This window comes from Thioclava litoralis, from assembly GCF_045278885.1.
GTDB classification, from domain to species: domain Bacteria; phylum Pseudomonadota; class Alphaproteobacteria; order Rhodobacterales; family Rhodobacteraceae; genus Thioclava; species Thioclava litoralis.
The window spans coordinates 844,981-863,386 of record NZ_CP135443.1 but is presented as its reverse complement, the minus strand read 5'-3'; the positions used below and the strand labels follow the sequence as shown (position 1 = coordinate 863,386).

The window sequence follows — 18,406 nt, the reverse complement described above, 5'->3', positions numbered from 1 at the left end:
GTCACAGCAGGACGGGCCGCGTCTAGTCGGGCGTCAGCATATAGCCCAGGCCGCGCACGGTTTGCAGATAGCGTGGCTCTTTCGGGTCGCGTTCCAGCTTGCGGCGCAGGCGGGTGATCTGCACGTCAATGGCACGGTCGCCCGAGGTCTCGTCCGAGGCGGGCCGGTCGCGCGACAGCTCGTCAATCAGATCCGCGCGCGAGACAACATCGCCCGGATGGGCGGCAAAGATTTTCATCAGGGCCATCTCGGTGGCTGTCAGGCGGACGATTTCCTCGCCATCCCACAGCTCGCCACGGTCCTGATCATAGCGCAGCCCGCCCAGATGCAGGAATTTCGGCCCCGCCGAGGTCTCTGCCGGCACCCGCCGCAAGATCGCATTGATCCGTAACAGCAATTCGCGCGGCTCGAACGGTTTGGCCAGATAGTCATCGGCCCCCGCCTCCAGCCCCTCGATGCGGTCGCGCGTCTCGCTGCGCGCTGTCAGCAGCAGAACCGGAGTGCGGATCTTTTTGTGCAGGTCGATCGTCAGGCTGATCCCGTCTTCGCCGGGCATCATGACATCCAGCACGATCAGGTTGAACTCCAGCCCATCCAGCAGCCTGCGCGCATGCGCGGCATCGCGTGCCGTTGTCACGATAAACCCGTTGCGCATCAGGAATTTGCGCAGAAGGGAACGGATGCGCTCGTCATCATCCACGATCAATAGATGCGGGGCTGCGGGATCATAGGCCATCAGCTATTGTCTTTCATGGTCTGGAACTGCTTTTGCAAGTCGTGATCCATCATCGCCTCCAGCACCTGCCGGAACCCCTGCACAGCCTGAGGCCCTGCCTGCCGGTAGGCGGCGCGCATTCGGGTGCGCTGCGCATCCGAAATCTCGCGTTCCAGCGCCGAGCCCGTGTCGGTTAGGTACAGATGCCGCTCGCGCTTGTCCTTGCGGCCCACGCGGTTATCGACAAGCCCGTCCTCGATCAGGGTGCGCAGCACACGGTTGAGCGATTGTTTGGTCACCCCCAGAACCGACAGCAGCGCGGTCACCGTCAGGCCCGGCTGGCGGTTGATGAAATGCAGCGCACGGTGATGGGCGCGGCCATAGCCATGTTTGTCCAGAATCCGGTCGGGATCTGCCGTGAAGGCACGATAGGCGAAAAACATCGCCTCGATCCCTTTGCGCAATTGCTCGTCGGTCAGAAACAGCAGGGTCTCGCCGCCCTGAGATCCGATTTCCGCCATGTCTCACCTCATTTTTGACGAGTTTACGTCAACGATGTTGACTTTCCAAGAATCGATTGCTAGCGAATTCTCATCATTTCTGTAATTTTATGGCCGATTTGGGCCTAATTTTGCAATATTCAAAAAGGGGGCTGGTATGGCTGCTGCATATGATGATCGCGATGGCAAGATTTGGGTAGACGGCCAGCTGGTCGAGTGGCGCGAGGCGAAGGTGCATATCCTGAGCCACGCCATGCATTATGCCTCTTCGGTTTTCGAAGGGGAGCGCTGTTATAACGGCAAGATCTTCAAATGCCGCGAACATTCGGAACGGCTGATCCAGTCGGGCCGCCTGATCGATATGGAGATCCCCTATACGCCCGAAGAAATCGACGCGGCCAAATATGCCGTGCTTGCGGCCAATGGCTGGAGCGATGCTTACGTGCGGGCGGTGGCCTTTCGGGGCGCGGGGCTGGATATGGGCGTGTCGGCGGCCCGTAATCCGGTGCAACTGGCGGTGATCGCGTGGGAATGGGGCAGCTATTACGGCGAGGCCAAATGGGACGGCGCCAGGCTCGATATCGCGAAATGGGCGCGTCCCGACCCGCGGACCATTCCGGTGCAGGCCAAAGCCTCGGGGCTTTATATGATCTGCACCATGTCCAAACATGCCGCCGAGGCGAAGGGCTGTTCGGATGCGCTGTTTCTCGACTGGCGCGGCAATGTGGCCGAAGCCACGGGGGCCAATATCTTTTTCGTCAGGAATGGCGAGATTCACACGCCGCTGGCCGATTGCTTCCTCAACGGGCTGACCCGTCAGACCATTATCGGGATGGCGCGCGAGAAGGGGATTGTGGTGCATGAGCGCCGGATCAATCCGCTGGAGCTTGCCTCGTTCGAGGAATGTTTCCTGACGGGCACGGCGGCAGAGGTCACGCCGGTGGCGCAGATCGGCGATATTACCTTTACCGTCGGCCCGATGGCGCGGGCGCTGTCGGAGGGCTACGAGGCTTTGGTGCGCCGCTAGGGTCTGCGGAGCATAACAGAAAAGGCGCACTCTGGCAGTGCGCCTTTTGGCTTTGTTCGGCGGCAGCGGCTTAGACAGACCCGAGGCCTTCATGTTCGATCCGCAGGAAGTGGCTCAGCCTTGGCTGGTCGCTGGATTTGCGCGGGCGTTGCAGCAGGGCGCGGGTATTGCGTGCCATCTGGCCATCATGGTCGATTTTCAGAAACCGGCGGTAACGGCTGTCATCGCTCCGGTTCGGAGCGCGGTCGAGAATATGCTTTGTCATGTGAGGGTCCTCCTTCCCCGACAAGAGCATAGCATGGAATAGGTCCGCACCGGAATTATTTTTAATCTTGCTTGATCAGAGGGAAACCATCTTTGGCCTTATCCCTGCGGGGTCTGGGCCTTGCGCTGGCGGTCGCGTTGTAGCCCCAGCTGCCGTTCGCGCCAGATGATGAGGATACCGGCAAAGATGATCACGGCGGCTCCGGCCAGTGTCAGGGTGGTCGGAATTTCGGCAAAGAACACAAAGCCGATGATCAGCGCGAAGAGCATCGAGGCATAATCGAAAGGTGCCACAATAGAGGCGGGCGCAAAACGGTAGGCCGAGGTCAGCAGGATCTGCCCCACACCGCCCAGAAGCCCCGCCACGATCAGCAGCGCGGTATTGGTGGGGCTGGGTATGACCCAGCCAAAGGGCAGGGTGATCAGGGAAAGCAGCGTCGAGGTGATGGTGAACCAGAAGACGATGGCCGAGGTGCGCTCGGTATGCACGATCTTGCGGATGAACACCTGTGCGAGGGCGGCGCAGAGTGCCCCCGTCAGCGCCATCATCGCCCCGAGCGCCTGCCTGTCGGAGGTGTCTCCCACATGGCCCAGATTGGGATAGAGCACGATCAGCACCCCCACCAGCCCCAGCCCGACCGTGCTCAGGCGGAACAGCCGGACCTCTTCCCCCAGAAACATCGCGGCCAGAATGACCACCAGAAGCGGGGTTGCATAGGTGATGGCGGTCAGTTCGGGAAGGGGCAGAAGGCCAAGCCCCGCAAAGTTCAGCGCCATGGCGGCGGTGCCCGCGATCCCGCGCCAGAAATGGCCCATCGGGCTGGCGACCTGAAAGCCCACGCGCAACTGCCCGCGTAGCGCCAGCCAGCCGACGATCACCGGAATCGCGAAGAACGACCGGAAGAAGACCGTTTCACCGGCGGGCACCTCATCGGCGGCGGCCTTGATCAGCGAGGACATCACGATGAAGGCCAGCACCGATCCGAGCTTCAGCAAGATCCCTGTCAGGGCGGAGGGCGGCGCGTCAGGTGTGTCGGGCATGGGGGTCTGTCCTTCGGATGCTAAGCTTGGCTAGCATGGCTTGGTAAGCCGCTCCAATGCCCAACTGGCCGCATCCGCCACAGTTTCATCGGGGTCCTGCGTCAGGGCGCTGGCTTGCCTAATAAATGTGCTCTGGCCGGAGTTTCCCATTGCGTAAAGCACATTGCGCACCATCCGGTTGCGCCCGATCCTTTTGATGGGCGAGCCCGAAAAGCGCTCGCGGAAGGCTGCATCATCAAGGGCCGCCAGTTCTGCCAGATCAGGGGCGCGATGGGGGCCATGATAGCGCATCTCGCGCGCGTCTGCCGCGAATTTGTTCCACGGGCAGGCGGCAAGGCAGTCGTCGCAGCCATAGATCCGGTTGCCCATCATGGCACGCAGATCTTCCGGCACGGGGCCTTTATGCTCGATCGTCAGATAGGACACGCAGCGCCGCGCATCCAGTTGGTAGGGCGCGGGAAAGGCCTTCGTCGGGCAGGCATCCAGACAGGCGCGGCAAGACCCGCAATGGCTGCTGTCAGGCGCATCGGGCGCAAGGGGGATCGTTGTGAAAATCGCCCCCAGAAAGAACCACGACCCAAGATCGCGTCCCAGCAGGTTGGTATGTTTGCCCTGCCAGCCAAGACCCGCTGCCTGCGCCAAGGGTTTCTCCATCACAGGAGCCGTATCGACAAAGACCTTGATCTGCGGATCATCCCCGAGCTTTGCCGCCTCATCCATCAGCCAGCGACCCACGCGTTTGAGGCGCTTTTTCACCAGATCATGGTAATCCTTGCCCTGCGCATAGACGGAAATCCCGCCCTGTTCGGGGTGGTTCAAGACCTCCAGCGGGTCGTGATCGGGGGTATAGGTCTCGGCCAGCATGATGACCGACCGCGCCTCTGGCCAAAGCGCATCGGGGGCACCGCGCCAATGCATCCGCTCTTCCATCCAGCCCATATCGCCATGATAGCCCGCATCGACAAAAGCGCGCAGACGACTCATGGCCTCGGGGATCGCATCGGGGCGGGTGACGCCCATCTTGGAAAACCCCTCGGCCAGCGCCTGTGCGTTCAGGCGCGCCTTGAGGGCAACGAGAGGATCAGAAGTCAAGCTCGGCATATTGCGGGCTGGGCCGCATCCCCGGAAGCTGATCGGCCAGAAGCGAGCGGAAGGCAGGGCGCGATTTGATCTTCGCGTACCAGTCCTTCACATTGCGCGAGCGGTTCCAATCCACATCCGAAATATAGTCCAGACAGCTCAGATGGGCGGCGGCGGTGAAATCGGCCAGAGACATCATGTCGCCAGCCAGCCAGCGGCGCTCATTCAGAAGCCAGTCCATGTAATCGATATGATATTTGATCGCGGCCAAGCCCCCCTTGACCGTGCGGCTGTCGGGATAGCCTTCCTTGCGGACCTTCTTCCAGACGCGCTCGTTCATGATCGGCCCGCTGACCTCTTCGTTGAACTTGTCGTCGAACCAACTGCACAACCGGCGTACCTCATAGCGCCCCATCGGGTCTTGCGGCAGCAGGCGCGGCTCGGGGGCGATTTCGTCAAGGAACTCGCAGATGGCCTGACTCTCGGTCATCAGCATGCCCTCATAGCGCAGGATCGGCACTTTGCCAGCAGGGTTGCGGCGCATGAATTCGGGCGATTTCTCCCAATAGCGCTCTTCGACCAGCTCGACCTCCATGCGCTTTTCCGCAAGCGTCAGGCGCACCTTGCGGCAATAGGGCGATAGCGTCATGTGATAGAGCCGGTTCATCTTCACCTCTTGTGGCGGTTGGGGGCAGCTCCGGTGATACGCGGGAATGCGGGGCGGTTCAATCCTTGCCTGATTCGCGGTGCGTCTTCTTGGGTTTCGCCTTGGGTTTGGCGGCGGGTTTGGGGGCGGGGATCACCTCATGGGCCGTGCGGATCAGCCCCATCAGCCAGTCGCCATCCTCCCATAGGTCGGGGTCAATCCGGTAATAGCTTTTCGCGCCCTTCACCGGACCATCCATGACAAGATCATGCCCCGTGCCCTCGATATAGGCGCGGATTTCAGGCAGGGGGCGCAGGAACAGCGCGTCATTGAGCAAAAACGCCACGCATTTCACATCCGTATAGACGCCATAGCCGCCGAACATCCGCTTCGTATGGACGCGGCCCTCAAGCTGTTCGCGCAGGAACAGCTCGATATCGGGCGAGACCGGCATCTAGAACTTCCGCCGTGCGCGCAGGGCCGCGCCGATGGTGCCATCGTCAAGGTAATCAAGCTCGCCGCCAATCGGCACCCCTTGGGCCAGAGTACTGACGTTGATCTCCTGCGCCTCAAGCGCCTCGGCGATGTAATGGGCGGTGGTCTGCCCCTCGATCGTGGCATTGAGCGCCAAGATCACCTCGGTCACACCCTCGGCGCCGGTGCGGTCGATCAGCTTGGGGATGCCCAATTCTTCGGGGCCGATACTATCCAGCGCCGAAAGCGTGCCGCCCAGCACATGATAGCGGCCCTTGAAGGCCTGACCGCGTTCCATCGCCCAAAGATCGGCCACGCTTTCCACGACGCAGATCTCGCCCGTGGCGCGGCGGGGGTCGGCGCAGATCTCGCAGATCTCGGCCGTTCCGATATTGCCGCAGACAGAGCATTCGCGGGCATGGGCGGCCACCTCGCCCATCGCGCGCGCCAGAGGGGCCATCAGCCCCTCGCGCCGCGTGAGCATATGCAGCACCGCACGCCGCGCAGAGCGTGGCCCCAACCCCGGCAGGCGGGACATCAGCGCAATCAGCGCCTCGATTTCGTCGCGGGGTCCGGCCATCAGGTCAGATCGGCAGGTTCATATCGGCCGGTAGACCCATATCCTGCAGCATCTTCTTCTGCTCTTCCTGAGCGCGGGCCTTGGCGCGCGATTGCGCATCCTTGATCGCGGCAAGGATCAGATCTTCGACGACCTCTTTCTCCGAGGCGACAAGGATCGAGGGGTCGATATCCAGCCCCAGCAGATCCCCCGAGACCGCCGCACGCGCCTTCACCAGACCCATGCCGGATTCGCCGGTGACCTCGATCTTCTGCATCTCTTCTTGCAGGCCCTGAACGCGTTCCTGCATTTCCTTCGCCTGTTTCATCATCTTGGCCATATCGCCAAGACCGCCCAAACCTTTGAACATAGGGTAATCTCCTGAAGTGATCTCGGGGATCAATGATCCTCGAAAGGGTCCCATTCGTCTTCGACCTCGTGCAGGACGGTGTCTTCCATCTCCTGCGCGATTTCTTCCGACGAGATGATTTTCTCGAATTTCACGCCCTCGAATGTGGCAAAGATCGCCTGCACAAGGGGGTTATCCATTGCGGCCTTCTCGGCGATGCGCCGGTCGGCGTCGCGCATCTCGGCGATGGTCTCGGCACCGCCCTCATTGACGACCGACACACCCCAGCGCTGACCCGTCCAGTTCTGCAGCCGCTGCGCCAGATGGGCGGCCAGCGATTTCGGCGCGCGTTCGGCGGGCTGGAACTCGATCAGGCCGGGACGGTAGCGCACAAGGCGCAGCCCGGTTTCGACATCCAGCAAAAGCGTCATGTCGCGCATCCGGCGGATGAGGTCCACGACCTTATCGAAAGTATCAAACCGCGCCAGCGCCTCTTCTGCCGAGGGCTTTTGTGCTACGGCCAGATTGCCCGCCGCGACGATGGGCTGACCAAAGCGCGCGCGCATCGTGGTGGCATAGGGGTGGATCGCCATGACCTGACCCTCGCCCGACATGGTGGGGCCATGCACGGGGCCTCCCGAGGGGGCAGGGCCACCCATGCCGCCGATGCTACCAGAGGGGCCACCTGCAGGCGCACCGCCGCCGCCGCTGGGCGGGGTCACACCCGGCCCATCCTGAATGCGGCGCAAAAGCGCCTCGGGGTCGGGGAGGTCGGCCACATGGGTCACACGGATCACCGCCATCTCGGCGGCCATCATGGCATTGGGCGCGGAAGAGACCTCTTCGATCGCCTTCAAGAGCATCTGCCAAAGGCGGGTCAGCACCCGCATCGGGATCTTCTCGGCCATGCCCATGCCGCGGTCGCGCTCGTCCGGCGGGATGGTCGGGTCTTCGGCGGCATCGGGCGTGATCTTGATGACCGAGACCCAATGCGTGATCTCGGCCAGATCGCGCAGAATGGCCATCGGGTCGGCACCATCGGCATATTGGCCCGCGATCTCGGTCAGCGCGCCTGCGGCATCGCCCTTCAGGATCATGTCGAACAGATCCAGCACGCGACCACGGTCGGCCAGACCCAGCATCGCGCGGACCTGATCGGCGGTGGTCTCGCCCGCCCCATGCGAGATGGCCTGATCCATCAGCGACATCGCATCCCGCGCCGAGCCTTCAGCGGCCCGCGCAATCAGCGCCAGCGCATCGGCATTGATCTGGGCGTTCTCCTTGGCGGCCACCTTGGAGAGATAGTCGATCATCACCTCTGGCTCGATCCGGCGCAGGTCAAACCGCTGGCAGCGCGAGAGGACTGTCACCGGAACCTTACGGATTTCGGTGGTGGCAAAGATGAATTTCACATGGGCAGGCGGCTCTTCCAGCGTCTTCAACAGCGCGTTGAAGGCATTGGTGGACAGCATGTGCACTTCGTCGATGATATAGACTTTGTAGCGGGCCGAGGCCGCGCGGTAATGGACGCTTTCGATGATCTCGCGGATATCATCGACGCCGGTGCGGGACGCTGCGTCCATCTCCATGACATCGACATGGCGGCCTTCCGCGATGGCGCGGCAATGCTCGCAGACCCCGCAAGGCTCGGTCGTAGGGCCGCCCTTGCCATCCGGCCCGATACAGTTGAGCCCCTTGGCGATGATCCGCGCGGTGGTGGTTTTGCCCACACCCCGGATGCCCGTCATGACGAAAGCATGCGCGATCCGGTCCGCCGCAAAGGCATTCTTGAGGGTGCGCACCATCGCCTCCTGACCGATCAGATCGGCAAAGGTGGCGGGGCGGTATTTGCGGGCCAGAACCTGATAGCCGCCTTTCTCGGGGGCGTCGGTTCCCATCGCGTCTGTCATGGCCTCTCCTTTGGTTGGCGCCAATCTAGGGATTGGGCCGCCCGCGGGCAAGGTGTGATCACTCACTCTCGGGCAAGCGCCACCACCGGATCCAGCCGCGAGGCCGAGCGGGCAGGCAGGTAGCCGAAGATGATCCCGATCAGCGTGGCCGAGGTGAAGGCCGCAGCAATGGTCGTGCCGGAATAGACCAGCCGCGTGCTGGGTGAGAGAATGCCGATAACTTCGCCAATGGCAAAGGCCAGCCCGACCCCCAGCGCCCCGCCTAATATGCAGACCATCACCGCTTCGATCAGGAATTGCGCGGTAATATCGGACCGTCGCGCGCCCACCGCTTTACGGATGCCGATCTCCTTGGTGCGCTCGGTGACCGAGACCAGCATGATGTTCATCACCCCGATCCCGCCCACGATCAGCGAGATCACCGCGATGGCCGAGATCAGATAGGTCAGCGTCTTCGAGGTGGATTGGATCGTTTCGCGGATCGTGTCCGAGTTGGTCAGGAAGAAGTCCACTGTGCCGTGGCGCTGTTCCAGAAGGTTGCTGATCTCGGTTTCGGCCTGATCCATATCGTAGCCGTCATTGACCTGAACGGTGATCGAATCCACCGTGTCGGCGCCGGTCACCCGCACCATCATTGTGGTATAGGGGGTGAAAATCTTGATCGATTGCGGCCCGAAACTTGCGCCCGAACTTTCCACCACACCGATCACCTGCAGCGGGATGCGCCCGATCAGCACGCGCTGGCCGATGGGGTTGTCGGTGCCAAAGAAGGTCTCGGCGGCGTCCGTGTCCAGCACCGCGACCTGCGTGCGGTTGGTGACATCGCTTTCGTCAAACACCGCCCCCTTGGTCACCTTATAGGCGCCCAAGTCGAAATAGCCCGCCGTTACCCCGTTGACCGAGGCGGAGGCCGTCACATTGCCATGCAGGACATTGGCCGTTTCCGAAACTTCCGGCGATACGCTTTGCGCCAGCGACAGGCTTTCCAGCGCCGTGGCATCGCCGCCCACCAGTGTTTCCACCCGATTGGCACGCCTATCGCCAAAGCCCGTGCCCGGACGGATCGAGATGGTCGAGGTGCCGATAGAGGCGATGTTTTCCAGCACCTTCTGTTGCGAGCCATTGCCCAAAGCCACCACCGAGACCACCGAGGTGATGCCGATGATGATGCCCAGCATGGTCAGGAAGGACCGCAGCTTATGGGCGGCGATGGATTTCATCGCCATGCGGGCGGCCTCGCGCAGCCGGTCGAGCCAGACGCCGATGCCGCCTGCGCCCTCATGCGGCGGTGTCATCCTTGTGCTTTGGCGCAGCGGGGCCTTGCGGGTGTCGTCGATGATGCACCCGTCACGGATTTCGATCACCCGCTCGGTCTGGGCCGCGATTTCGGGATCGTGGGTCACGATGATGACGGTATGGCCCTCGGCATGCAGTTCCTGCAAGAGCGCCATCAGGTCCTTGCCGGACTGGCTGTCCAAAGCGCCGGTCGGTTCGTCAGCAAGGATCACCTCGCCGCCATTCATCAGGGCGCGGGCCACCGAGACCCGTTGTTGCTGCCCGCCCGACAGTGCGCCGGGGCGGTTGCCGAGCCTGTCGCCAAGCCCCAGCCGTGTCAGCAGATCCTGTGCCCGCTGGCGCCGTGCGCCACGTGACATGCCACGGTAAACAGCGGGGATCTCGGCATTTTCCACGGCATCCAGTTCGGGCATCAACTGGTAGCGCTGGAAGATGAAGCCGAAATGCGCGCGGCGAAGTTCGGCCAGTTCCTCATCCGACATCTGGCCGACTTCGGCACCGTCAAACCGGTAGCTGCCGCCATTCGGACGGTCGAGGCAGCCCAGAATGTTCATTAGGGTCGATTTCCCCGAGCCGGACTGCCCGATGATCGCCACCATTTCGCCCGCCTCGATGCTGAGGTCGATATCATGCAGAACGGTCACTTCCTGATCGCCTGCCGCGAAGGCGCGGCGGATATTGGAAATTTCGATCAATGCCATGGTCTGTGCCTCACATGCCCATCATCGGCGGGCCACCGCCCGGACCGCCGCGCCGCTGCGAATTGTCCGAAGGGGGCGGGCCGGTGGGCGCGGTCATCTGCACGACCTTGTCCCCTTCGGAGAGGCCGTCGGTGATGGCCGCCGTGGTCGAGTTCTCCAGCCCGACCGTGATCGCGCGCATCTCGTGCTTGTCATTCGCGCCAATGACCTGCACGCGGTATTTGCCATCCGGCCCTTTTGGCGGCAGGGCGGAAACCGGCAGGGTCAGCGCGTCATCGGCTTCGTCAATGATGATCGTGACATTGGCCGACATGCCGATCCGCAGCAGACCGTCGGGATTGTCGACGGTGAAAAGGGCATCGTAATAGATCGCGCTATCGGTATCGATATCGTCGTCATCCTCGATCGACGAGGGGGCCGGTTCGACCTTGTCGAGCGTGGCCGAATAGGTTTTGTCCGGATCGCCCAGCAGCGAGAACTCGACCTTCTGGCCCGCTTTGACATTGATCACATCGGCTTCGGAGATCTCGGCCTTGATCTGCATCTTGTCGAGCTTGGCCAGCTTGACGATTGTCGGCGCATCCTGACTGGCATTCACCGTGGTGCCCTCGCCATTGACGATGGCGACCACCGTTCCGTCAATCGGCGCGGTGATCTTGGTACGGTCCAGATCCAGTTCGGCAGAGGAGACCTCGATCACCGCACGGGCGCGTTGTGCCTGCAACGAGACCAGCCCCGCCTTGGCCATATCCAGCGTGGCCTGCGCGGTTTCCAGATCGGAGGTGGCCGAGAGCTTTTGCGAATTCAGCCCCGTCTGGCGCGTGACATCCAGTTGCGCCACCTTGATCTCGGCTTCCTTCGAGGTGATCTCTGCATCGATCTCGTCCAGATCGGCCTTGGCCTGCGCCACCGTGTTCTGCTGTTCGAGACTGTCGATCTGGGCGATCAGATCACCGGACTTGACCGTATCGCCGATCTCCACCGCCAGCGTCTCGATCTGCCCCGAGGTCCGCGCCCCGACCGAAACCAGATCATCCGCCTCGATAAGCCCCGTCGCCAGAACCGTCTTCTGCACATTGGCGCGCGCGACGGTCACGGTCTGCACCTCGCTCTCCTGAGCGGCATTGCTATGGCTGTGGAACCACGCAAAAACGCCTGCCGCGATCAGGAGGATACCTGCAAGAGATATCAGCTTCGCGCGAGTGATTTTCAGTCTTTGCGTCATACGGCCCGGTCCACTAACTTATTCGTCTTGTTATGCTTCAACGGCGGACGGGCTATATTCTGTCTGATAAATTTGCGCCTTCACGCAAATATCAGCTGATCCTTGCGCCGCCGACATCTGGCGGCACCTTCGGTGATGGACCTGAAGAGAAACTGAAGCTGTGGGGGAATTAGGTGAGAGGCTGGACAGCGACCCAAGCGGGGCTCGTTGCGGCTGCTTCCTTCCGGACCTGACCGGGTTGGCGAGGCGCTCGCCCGCGCCAACCTCTCAAGGGGGCATATAGAAAATCTTCGCCTCTTTCGCAAGCCTTGTTTTCGAGGTCATTGCCACGCGCCCTCGCTACGCATTCTTGCGGGCGGCCTCGCGGGCGCGTGATCGGCTCTCTTGGAACAGCGGGCGGGGGCGGGGGCGTTGGCCCGTCGACAGCATTCAATCAGGAGAATTGCACATGGATCTGCACATCAGGGGACGGCGCGCGCTGATTACCGGAGCATCGGGGGGCATGGGGCACGAGACCGCCAAGCTTCTGGCCGAGGAAAAGGTCGATCTTGTCCTGACCGATCTCGATCAGAAAAAGCTTGATGCCGTGGCCGAGCCGCTGGGGGCGAAGGCCGTGGCTGCCGATCTTTCGACACCCGAAGGGGTGGACGCGCTGATCGACACAATCGGCACCGATTTCGACATCTGGGTTCATGCGACCGGTGTGACGGGGGCCAAGGGCGATCCGTTACAGATGACGGAAGAGGATTGGGCCGAGGCGCTGAATATCGACTTCCTGTCTGCCGTGCGTCTGGCCCGCCATATCGGGCCCGCGATGATCAGGGGCGGTTGGGGACGGATGGTCTTTGTGACCTCGGAGAATGTCGCCCAGCCCTATGCGGATGAAACCGTTTATAACTGTGCGAAATCGGCGCTGCTGAGCTTCTCGAAATCCATTGCGCTGGCGCATTCCTCCAAGGGGGTGATGGCGAATTGTGTGGCCCCTGCTTTCATCGAAACCCCGATGACCGACGGGATGATGGAGAAACGTTCGAAAGAGCTTGGCGTGTCGAAGGACGAGGCGATCCAGAGCTTCCTGAAGGAAGAACGTCCCTTCCTGAAGCTGGGGCGTCGCGGTAAGCCCGAAGAGGTCGCTCCCGTGATCGCGCTTCTGTGCTCGGAAAGGGCGAGCTTTGTCACCGGAGCGAATTGGCGGGTCGATGGTGGCTCGGTGGGCTCGATCGAGGTGTAACCGCCGCTTGAATCCGGTGTTCCGTTGTGGATTGTAACGTACAATCCGCAGCGGAGATTCATATGATTATCGATGACATTCTTCCCGAGTTCCATTTTCAGGAAACCCATTCGGTTTCCATTCCGGCCCCTGCCGAGCGGATACTGGCAGAGGCACTGGCCTATGATCCCCGACAGGACGGTTTCATTCGTGGGGCCATCACCCTCAGGGAGTTGCCCGCACGGCTGATCGGGCGCCTGCGAGGCAAGCCTGTGGCGCAAAAGCCGTTCGATCTGACGCATTTCACGCCTTTGGCTCAGGGCCCCGACGAGGCGGTTTTCGGGATGGTCGGACGGTTCTGGCAGGCGCGCTACGGTCAGGACCCGCTGCCCGATCTGGCCGCCCTTCACGCCTATGACCGGGCCGGTTCCGTCAAGCTGGTGATGCATTTCCATGTTGAGGGCGACAATCGCCCCCGCCTGACCACCCGCACGCGTATCTACTGTCTGGATGGTGCGGCCAAGGTGCGGCTAACCCCCTATTGGTATCTGATCCGGCCGGTCAGCGGTCTGATCCGCAAAAGGATGCTGGCTGCGATCAAACGGAGTTGTTTAGGAACATAATAGCGATAGTGTTTCCTTTTATAGATCATTTTATTGGCAAATGATCGACGTCATAGTGTCTTCATCGAAAGGGCCAGCACGGGAGGCCCGCAATACTTCCGGCGGATCTGCCGGATGATGGAGAGAAGACAATGGCACATATCGCACTCGATAACGCAGCCGCTCCGGCCAAGCCTGACACCACCAGCCGCCTTGCCCCGCTAGGCATTCTGGGGCTTCGCCTGACGACGGGGGCTTTGTTCGTAACCCACGGGCTGATCAAATATTTCATCTTCACCCCCGCAGGCACCGCCGGCTACTTCCAGAGCCTCGGCCTGCCGGGCTGGGTAGGTCTGCTGACCATGACGGCGGAGTTCTTTGGTGGTCTGGCCCTGATTTTCGGCCTGTTGCCGCGTCTCGTTTCGGCGCTCTTCGTGCCGCTGCTTCTGGGGGCTGCGATGGCCGCCCATATTGCCAATGGCTTCACCTTCTCCAATGCCGGTGGCGGCTGGGAATATCCGGTAATGTGGGCCGCCGTCATGGGCATGATGGCCCTGCTGGGGGATGGCGCGGCTGCCTTGTTCCCGACGCATCGCCTGTTCCGTCGCTGATAGCTTGGACTGCGGGGGCGCTTTCCCCGCATCCTGTAACGCGACGCGGGTGGCAGGAGGTTTGAAATGGCAACGAGTGATGCACCGATCGAGGTCGGCCATGTCACCCTCACGGTCCGCGACCTGAAATCCGTGGGCGCATTCTATGAAAACGTGCTGGGTCTGGCGCGTCTGTCATCGGATGGCACGGTGGCCCGCTATGGCGCGGACGGGCGCGTGCTGGTCGAGTTGCGGGCGGATCGTGCGGCCCGCAAGGCCAGCCACCGCGAGGCGGGGCTGTTCCACACGGCCTTCCTGATGCCCTCGCGTCGTGCGCTTGCCGATTGGCTGGATAATGCGGTGGCGCGTCGGGCACCTTTGCAGGGCGCATCCGACCATTCGGTGTCCGAGGCGATCTATCTGGCCGATCCCGAGGGCAATGGCGTCGAGGTCTATGTCGACCGCCCGCGCGACCAGTGGATCCGCATGGGCGACCAAATCCATATGGTGACCGAGCCGCTGGATCTGCAGGATCTGCACAACCAGCGTTCGGGCAAATGGTCGGGGGCGCCCAAGGGGATGACCATCGGCCATGTGCATCTGCAGGTGGGTGGGCTTGCGCCCGCGATGGAGTTCTATGGCGAGCGTTTGGGGCTTTCGGTGATGAACGACTATCCGGGAGCGAAGTTCTTCGGTTGGGGCGGCTATCACCACCATATCGCCACCAACATCTGGAATTCGCGGGGCGCAGGGGCTGTTTCGCGCCCCGCCACCGGCCTGTCGGGGCTGACCCTGCGCGGTGAGGCCAAAGCCTTGGCGGCGCTGGGCGGTGCTGCCACACTGGTGGACCCTTGGGGGCTGCCGGTGACACTGAAAGCCAAGGAGATGGCCAATGCTCGTTGATGGCACATGGACCGAAGACTGGCAGCCGGTGCAGAAATCCGATGATAAGGGACGCTTCGTGCGACAGGTCTCGGGGTTTCGCAACTGGATCACGCCGGACGGGTCGGCCGGTCCCACGGGGCAGGGCGGCTATAAGGCCGAAGCCGGGCGCTACCGTCTGTATGTGGCCTATATCTGCCCCTGGGCCTCGCGCACATTGATGGCCCGTAAGCTGAAGAAGCTGGAGGCGTTCATCGAGGTGACTGTCGTCAATCCGCGCTTGGGCGATCAGGGCTGGGAATTTGGCGGCTTCCAGCGGGCGGAGGCCGATCCGCTGCATGGCGCGACCTATCTGCACGAGCTCTACACCCGCGCCGATCCGCAGTATACAGGCCGCGCGACGGTTCCGGTGCTGTGGGACATGAAGACCGATAGCCTCGTGAATAACGAGAGCGCCGATATCGTCCGTATGTTCGACGCAGCCTTCGAAGGGCTTGCCCCCGAGACCCCGTGCCTGCGCCCCGAGGATATTGAGACAGAGATCTCCAAGGCGTCTGCCCGCATCTATGACGCCTATAATAACGGGGTCTATAAGGCGGGGTTTGCCAGCTCTCAGGCGGCCTATGACGAGGCCGTGGCCGGTGTCTTTGCCGAGATGGACCGGATGGAAGCCGTGTTGTCGGATGGCCGCCCGTGGTTTCACGGCGATCGCCTGACCGAGACCGATATCCGGATCTTCGTCACCTCGATCCGCTTTGACGTGGCCTATCACGGGCTCTTCAAGACCAACCTGAAGATGCTGCGCGACTACCCTGCGCTTTACGCCCATATGGTGCGGATGCTGAACCAGCCGGGCGTGGCCGGGACGGTCGATCTGGATCACATCAAGGCGGGCTATTATGCGATCAAACGGCTTAACCCGCCGCGTATCGTGCCGAAGGGGCCAGAAGACAGCTATCGCCTGCTGGCCGAGGCGCGCGGGCGCTAAGGGACCGTTTCACATGAAACCTTGCCCTACATGAAGCTTTGCGGGTCGATGTCGATCGCAAGGCGCACATTATTGGGCAGGCGCACCTGTGCCACCCAACGCGCAAGGGCCGCTTGCAAAGGTGCCCGCTTGTCGGCCTTCACCAGCAGCCGCACGCGGTGCCGCCCGCGCACGCGTGCCACAGGGGCGGGGGCAGGGCCATAGACGGTGGCCTCGATCTCGCGCAAAGGTCCCGACTGGCGCGAAAGCGCCTCGCCAATGTCAAACAGCGGCTTCAGATCCGGCCCCGACAGGATAATCCCCGCCATACGCCCATAGGGCGGCACGTGCTGCGCCTGACGCTGGGCGGCCTCGGCGCGCCAGAAGGCTTCCTCATCGCCGCCCAGAATCGCGCGGATCACCGGATGCTCGGGCTGATAGGTCTGCAAAAGCGCCAGCCCCTCGGTCTCGGCGCGGCCCGCACGGCCCGCCACCTGCCGCATCAGCTGGAAAGTACGCTCGGCGGCGCGCAGGTCGGACCCCTGCAACCCCAGATCGGCATCGATCACCCCCACCAGCGACAGTTTCGGGAAGTTATGCCCCTTGGCCACGATCTGCGTGCCGATGATGATATCCGCCCCGCCATTGGCAATGTCAGAGATCGCCTCCTTCAGCGCCCGCGCGGTGGTAAACAGATCAGACGACAGCACTGCCATCCGGCTGTCGGGAAACCGCTCGCGCACCTCCTCGGCCAGACGCTCGACACCGGGGCCAACGGGTGCCAGCTTGCCTTCGACCTTGCAATTAGGACATTGCGTGGGGATCGGTTTCGTCTCGCCGCATTGATGGCAGACAAGCTGCTTCATGAAGCGGTGCTCCACCATCCGCGCATCGCAATGGTCACAGCCGATCTGATGCCCACAGGCCCGACAGATCGTCACCGGCGCATAGCCGCGACGGTTGAGAAACAGCATCGCCTGCTCGCCACGGCGCACCCGCTCGATCACCGCGCCCACCAACGTCGGGCCGATCCAGTGCTGGCTCTCGATGCTCTCGTTGCGCATGTCGATGGGCCGCATCTCGGGCAGCTTGGAGGCGCCAAACCGCGCGCCCAGATCGACCCGCGCATATTTGCCGCTCTCGGCATTGGCCCAGGTCTCAAGCGATGGCGTGGCCGAGGCCAGAACCACCTGCGCCCCACACAGGGATGCCCGCAATACCGCCATATCGCGGGCGTTATACAACACACCCTCCTCCTGCTTGTAGGAGGTGTCATGCTCCTCATCCACCACGATCAGCCCCAAGTCACGGAAGGGCAGAAATAGCGCCGAACGCGCCCCCGCCACCATCTGCACCTCGCCCGAGGCCGTGGCTTTCCACAACCGCCGCCGCTCGGTCTGGGTCACGCCGGAATGCCACTCGCCCGGTTTTGCGCCAAACCGCGCCTCCACACGGGCGAGAAACTCCGATGACAAGGCAATCTCGGGCAAAAGCACCAAAGCCTGCCGCCCCTGCCGCAGACAATCGGCCACCGCTTCCAGATACACTTCCGTCTTGCCCGAGCCCGTCACACCCTTCAGCAAAACCGGCGCAAACCCACCAGACCCATCCTCCAGCCGTGCCACAGCGGCCCTTTGCGCCTCGGATAGCACCTTGCCCGGCAAGGACGGATCAAGCCGCGCAAAGGGCGCATCGCGCGGCACATCAGCCTCCACCACCGCGCCAGAGGTCAGCATCCCTTTCACCACGGATGTCGTCACCCCCGCCAAAGCGGCCAGTTCTCCCAACTGAAAGCCCGCCCCGCCATGGTCGCGCAAAACCTCCAACACCCGCGCCCGCGCATCGGTCATCCGCGACGGCTCGCCCGACCCAAGACGGTAGATCTTGCGCAGCCCCGGCGCGTCAAACAGCCCCGGCGCACGGGTGGCCAGCCGCAAAACCTGCGGCAGGGGCGTCATCGTATAGGCGGCCATCCTCATCAGGAACTGCCGCATCTCTGCCTTCATCGGCGGCACATCCATCACCTGTAAAACGCGCCGCAACTTGGCCGCGGCAAAATCCCCATCGCCCGCCCCCCAGACAACGCCCAAGACCTTGCGCGGCCCCAAAGGCACCATGACAAAGGCGCCCGCCCAGCAGCCCCCTTCAGGCGCCAGATAATCCAGTGGCCGCCCGACCGGCTCCGCCGTCAGAACCGAGACCCGCGCCCCGTCCGTAAACCAGTCCTGCCCGCTCATGCGGCCCCCCTTTCCAGCTGCCCCAAATATCCCGGGGGGAATTGGCCGCAGGCCAAGGGGGGCAGAGCCCCCCGAATGCGCGACAACCACCCTTTCGCGGCCAGAGGTTTTGCGCTATCAGTGCCGCACCT

Annotated in this window: 19 protein-coding genes and 1 other RNA gene; 6 read left to right on the top strand and 14 right to left on the bottom strand. The window is 62.5% G+C overall.

Going from position 1 to position 18,406, the window contains the following annotated elements; translation table 11 throughout:
* Positions 1-22: 22 nt before the first annotated feature.
* Complete coding sequence (locus RPE78_RS04205; protein ID WP_339108249.1) at positions 23-736, bottom strand: response regulator transcription factor; 714 nt, start codon at positions 734-736, stop codon at positions 23-25.
* A complete protein-coding gene (locus RPE78_RS04200) occupies positions 736-1,236 on the bottom strand; it encodes a MarR family transcriptional regulator (RefSeq protein WP_339108248.1) in 501 nt (166 codons plus the stop codon). The genes RPE78_RS04205 and RPE78_RS04200 overlap by 1 nt, the downstream gene beginning before the upstream one ends.
* A gap of 136 nt (positions 1,237-1,372) precedes the next feature.
* On the opposite strand from RPE78_RS04200, the gene RPE78_RS04195 reads away from it, so the two are divergent.
* A complete protein-coding gene (locus tag RPE78_RS04195; protein ID WP_406721302.1) occupies positions 1,373-2,242 on the top strand; it encodes a branched-chain amino acid aminotransferase in 870 nt (289 codons plus the stop codon).
* Between the two features lie 70 nt (positions 2,243-2,312).
* On the opposite strand, the gene RPE78_RS04190 is transcribed toward RPE78_RS04195, so the two are convergent.
* The 11 genes from RPE78_RS04190 to ffs form a co-directional block, all read right to left on the bottom strand.
* Positions 2,313-2,507: a hypothetical protein gene (locus RPE78_RS04190; RefSeq protein ID WP_339108246.1), complete on the bottom strand. Its 195-nt coding sequence runs from the start codon at positions 2,505-2,507 to the stop codon at positions 2,313-2,315.
* A gap of 98 nt (positions 2,508-2,605) precedes the next feature.
* The gene (locus RPE78_RS04185) at positions 2,606-3,547 is read right to left on the bottom strand and encodes a DMT family transporter (protein ID WP_339108245.1); all 942 of its coding nucleotides are present in this window, start codon (positions 3,545-3,547) and stop codon (positions 2,606-2,608) included.
* A gap of 30 nt (positions 3,548-3,577) precedes the next feature.
* The gene (queG, locus tag RPE78_RS04180) at positions 3,578-4,648 is read right to left on the bottom strand and encodes a tRNA epoxyqueuosine(34) reductase QueG (RefSeq protein ID WP_406721301.1); all 1,071 of its coding nucleotides are present in this window, start codon (positions 4,646-4,648) and stop codon (positions 3,578-3,580) included.
* Positions 4,629-5,294, bottom strand: a complete 666-nt coding sequence (locus RPE78_RS04175; RefSeq protein WP_339108243.1) for a glutathione S-transferase family protein — start codon at positions 5,292-5,294, stop codon at positions 4,629-4,631. Before RPE78_RS04175 ends, queG begins: the two co-directional genes overlap by 20 nt.
* 58 nt (positions 5,295-5,352) lie before the next feature.
* Entirely contained in the window at positions 5,353-5,727 is a 375-nt protein-coding gene (locus RPE78_RS04170; RefSeq protein WP_406721300.1) for a TfoX/Sxy family protein, read from the bottom strand.
* On the bottom strand, positions 5,728-6,327 hold the full coding sequence (gene recR, locus RPE78_RS04165) for a recombination mediator RecR (protein WP_339108241.1): 600 nt from the start codon (positions 6,325-6,327) through the stop codon (positions 5,728-5,730). It lies immediately after the preceding gene.
* Between the two features lie 4 nt (positions 6,328-6,331).
* The gene (locus tag RPE78_RS04160; protein WP_339108240.1) at positions 6,332-6,676 is read right to left on the bottom strand and encodes a YbaB/EbfC family nucleoid-associated protein; all 345 of its coding nucleotides are present in this window, start codon (positions 6,674-6,676) and stop codon (positions 6,332-6,334) included.
* Positions 6,677-6,705: 29 nt separating this feature from the next.
* The gene (locus RPE78_RS04155) at positions 6,706-8,565 is read right to left on the bottom strand and encodes a DNA polymerase III subunit gamma/tau (protein WP_406721299.1); all 1,860 of its coding nucleotides are present in this window, start codon (positions 8,563-8,565) and stop codon (positions 6,706-6,708) included.
* Between the two features lie 62 nt (positions 8,566-8,627).
* A complete protein-coding gene (locus RPE78_RS04150) occupies positions 8,628-10,562 on the bottom strand; it encodes a MacB family efflux pump subunit (protein ID WP_406721298.1) in 1,935 nt (644 codons plus the stop codon).
* Between the two features lie 10 nt (positions 10,563-10,572).
* Positions 10,573-11,787 carry an efflux RND transporter periplasmic adaptor subunit gene (locus tag RPE78_RS04145; protein ID WP_339108237.1) on the bottom strand — a complete coding sequence of 405 codons (1,215 nt, stop codon included), beginning with the start codon at positions 11,785-11,787 and terminating at the stop codon, positions 10,573-10,575.
* Between the two features lie 171 nt (positions 11,788-11,958).
* An RNA gene (gene ffs, locus RPE78_RS04140) (signal recognition particle sRNA small type) lies at positions 11,959-12,057 on the bottom strand.
* A gap of 178 nt (positions 12,058-12,235) precedes the next feature.
* Here ffs and RPE78_RS04135 point away from each other — a divergent pair.
* The 5 genes from RPE78_RS04135 to RPE78_RS04115 all read left to right on the top strand — a co-directional run bounded on the left by RPE78_RS04135 (position 12,236) and on the right by RPE78_RS04115 (position 16,059).
* Entirely contained in the window at positions 12,236-13,018 is a 783-nt protein-coding gene (locus RPE78_RS04135) for an SDR family NAD(P)-dependent oxidoreductase (protein WP_406721297.1), read from the top strand.
* Between the two features lie 62 nt (positions 13,019-13,080).
* On the top strand, positions 13,081-13,620 hold the full coding sequence (locus RPE78_RS04130; protein WP_406721296.1) for a hypothetical protein: 540 nt from the start codon (positions 13,081-13,083) through the stop codon (positions 13,618-13,620).
* Positions 13,621-13,751: 131 nt separating this feature from the next.
* Positions 13,752-14,210, top strand: a complete 459-nt coding sequence (locus RPE78_RS04125; RefSeq protein WP_339108234.1) for a DoxX family protein — start codon at positions 13,752-13,754, stop codon at positions 14,208-14,210.
* A gap of 66 nt (positions 14,211-14,276) precedes the next feature.
* Entirely contained in the window at positions 14,277-15,092 is an 816-nt protein-coding gene (locus tag RPE78_RS04120; RefSeq protein WP_406721295.1) for a VOC family protein, read from the top strand.
* Positions 15,082-16,059, top strand: coding sequence for a glutathione S-transferase family protein (locus RPE78_RS04115; RefSeq protein WP_406721294.1), 978 nt, complete (start codon positions 15,082-15,084; stop codon positions 16,057-16,059). Before RPE78_RS04120 ends, RPE78_RS04115 begins: the two co-directional genes overlap by 11 nt.
* 26 nt (positions 16,060-16,085) lie before the next feature.
* Here RPE78_RS04115 and RPE78_RS04110 read toward each other — a convergent pair whose 3' ends face one another.
* The gene (locus tag RPE78_RS04110) at positions 16,086-18,275 is read right to left on the bottom strand and encodes a primosomal protein N' (RefSeq protein WP_406721293.1); all 2,190 of its coding nucleotides are present in this window, start codon (positions 18,273-18,275) and stop codon (positions 16,086-16,088) included.
* Positions 18,276-18,406 lie beyond the last annotated feature (131 nt).

Coding starts and splice junctions, on each gene's coding strand:
- RPE78_RS04190 (WP_339108246.1), bottom strand. CDS start 2,507: ATGACAAAGCATATTCTCGACCGCGCTCCGAACCGGAGCGATGACAGC.
- RPE78_RS04115 (WP_406721294.1), top strand. CDS start 15,082: ATGCTCGTTGATGGCACATGGACCGAAGACTGGCAGCCGGTGCAGAAA.
- RPE78_RS04185 (WP_339108245.1), bottom strand. CDS start 3,547: ATGCCCGACACACCTGACGCGCCGCCCTCCGCCCTGACAGGGATCTTG.
- RPE78_RS04160 (WP_339108240.1), bottom strand. CDS start 6,676: ATGTTCAAAGGTTTGGGCGGTCTTGGCGATATGGCCAAGATGATGAAA.
- RPE78_RS04205 (WP_339108249.1), bottom strand. CDS start 736: ATGGCCTATGATCCCGCAGCCCCGCATCTATTGATCGTGGATGATGAC.
- RPE78_RS04155 (WP_406721299.1), bottom strand. CDS start 8,565: ATGACAGACGCGATGGGAACCGACGCCCCCGAGAAAGGCGGCTATCAG.
- RPE78_RS04150 (WP_406721298.1), bottom strand. CDS start 10,562: ATGGCATTGATCGAAATTTCCAATATCCGCCGCGCCTTCGCGGCAGGC.
- RPE78_RS04130 (WP_406721296.1), top strand. CDS start 13,081: ATGATTATCGATGACATTCTTCCCGAGTTCCATTTTCAGGAAACCCAT.
- queG (WP_406721301.1), bottom strand. CDS start 4,648: ATGCCGAGCTTGACTTCTGATCCTCTCGTTGCCCTCAAGGCGCGCCTG.
- RPE78_RS04175 (WP_339108243.1), bottom strand. CDS start 5,294: ATGAACCGGCTCTATCACATGACGCTATCGCCCTATTGCCGCAAGGTG.
- RPE78_RS04135 (WP_406721297.1), top strand. CDS start 12,236: ATGGATCTGCACATCAGGGGACGGCGCGCGCTGATTACCGGAGCATCG.
- recR (WP_339108241.1), bottom strand. CDS start 6,327: ATGGCCGGACCCCGCGACGAAATCGAGGCGCTGATTGCGCTGATGTCC.
- RPE78_RS04170 (WP_406721300.1), bottom strand. CDS start 5,727: ATGCCGGTCTCGCCCGATATCGAGCTGTTCCTGCGCGAACAGCTTGAG.
- RPE78_RS04120 (WP_406721295.1), top strand. CDS start 14,277: ATGGCAACGAGTGATGCACCGATCGAGGTCGGCCATGTCACCCTCACG.
- RPE78_RS04145 (WP_339108237.1), bottom strand. CDS start 11,787: ATGACGCAAAGACTGAAAATCACTCGCGCGAAGCTGATATCTCTTGCA.
- RPE78_RS04110 (WP_406721293.1), bottom strand. CDS start 18,275: ATGAGCGGGCAGGACTGGTTTACGGACGGGGCGCGGGTCTCGGTTCTG.
- RPE78_RS04195 (WP_406721302.1), top strand. CDS start 1,373: ATGGCTGCTGCATATGATGATCGCGATGGCAAGATTTGGGTAGACGGC.
- RPE78_RS04200 (WP_339108248.1), bottom strand. CDS start 1,236: ATGGCGGAAATCGGATCTCAGGGCGGCGAGACCCTGCTGTTTCTGACC.
- RPE78_RS04125 (WP_339108234.1), top strand. CDS start 13,752: ATGGCACATATCGCACTCGATAACGCAGCCGCTCCGGCCAAGCCTGAC.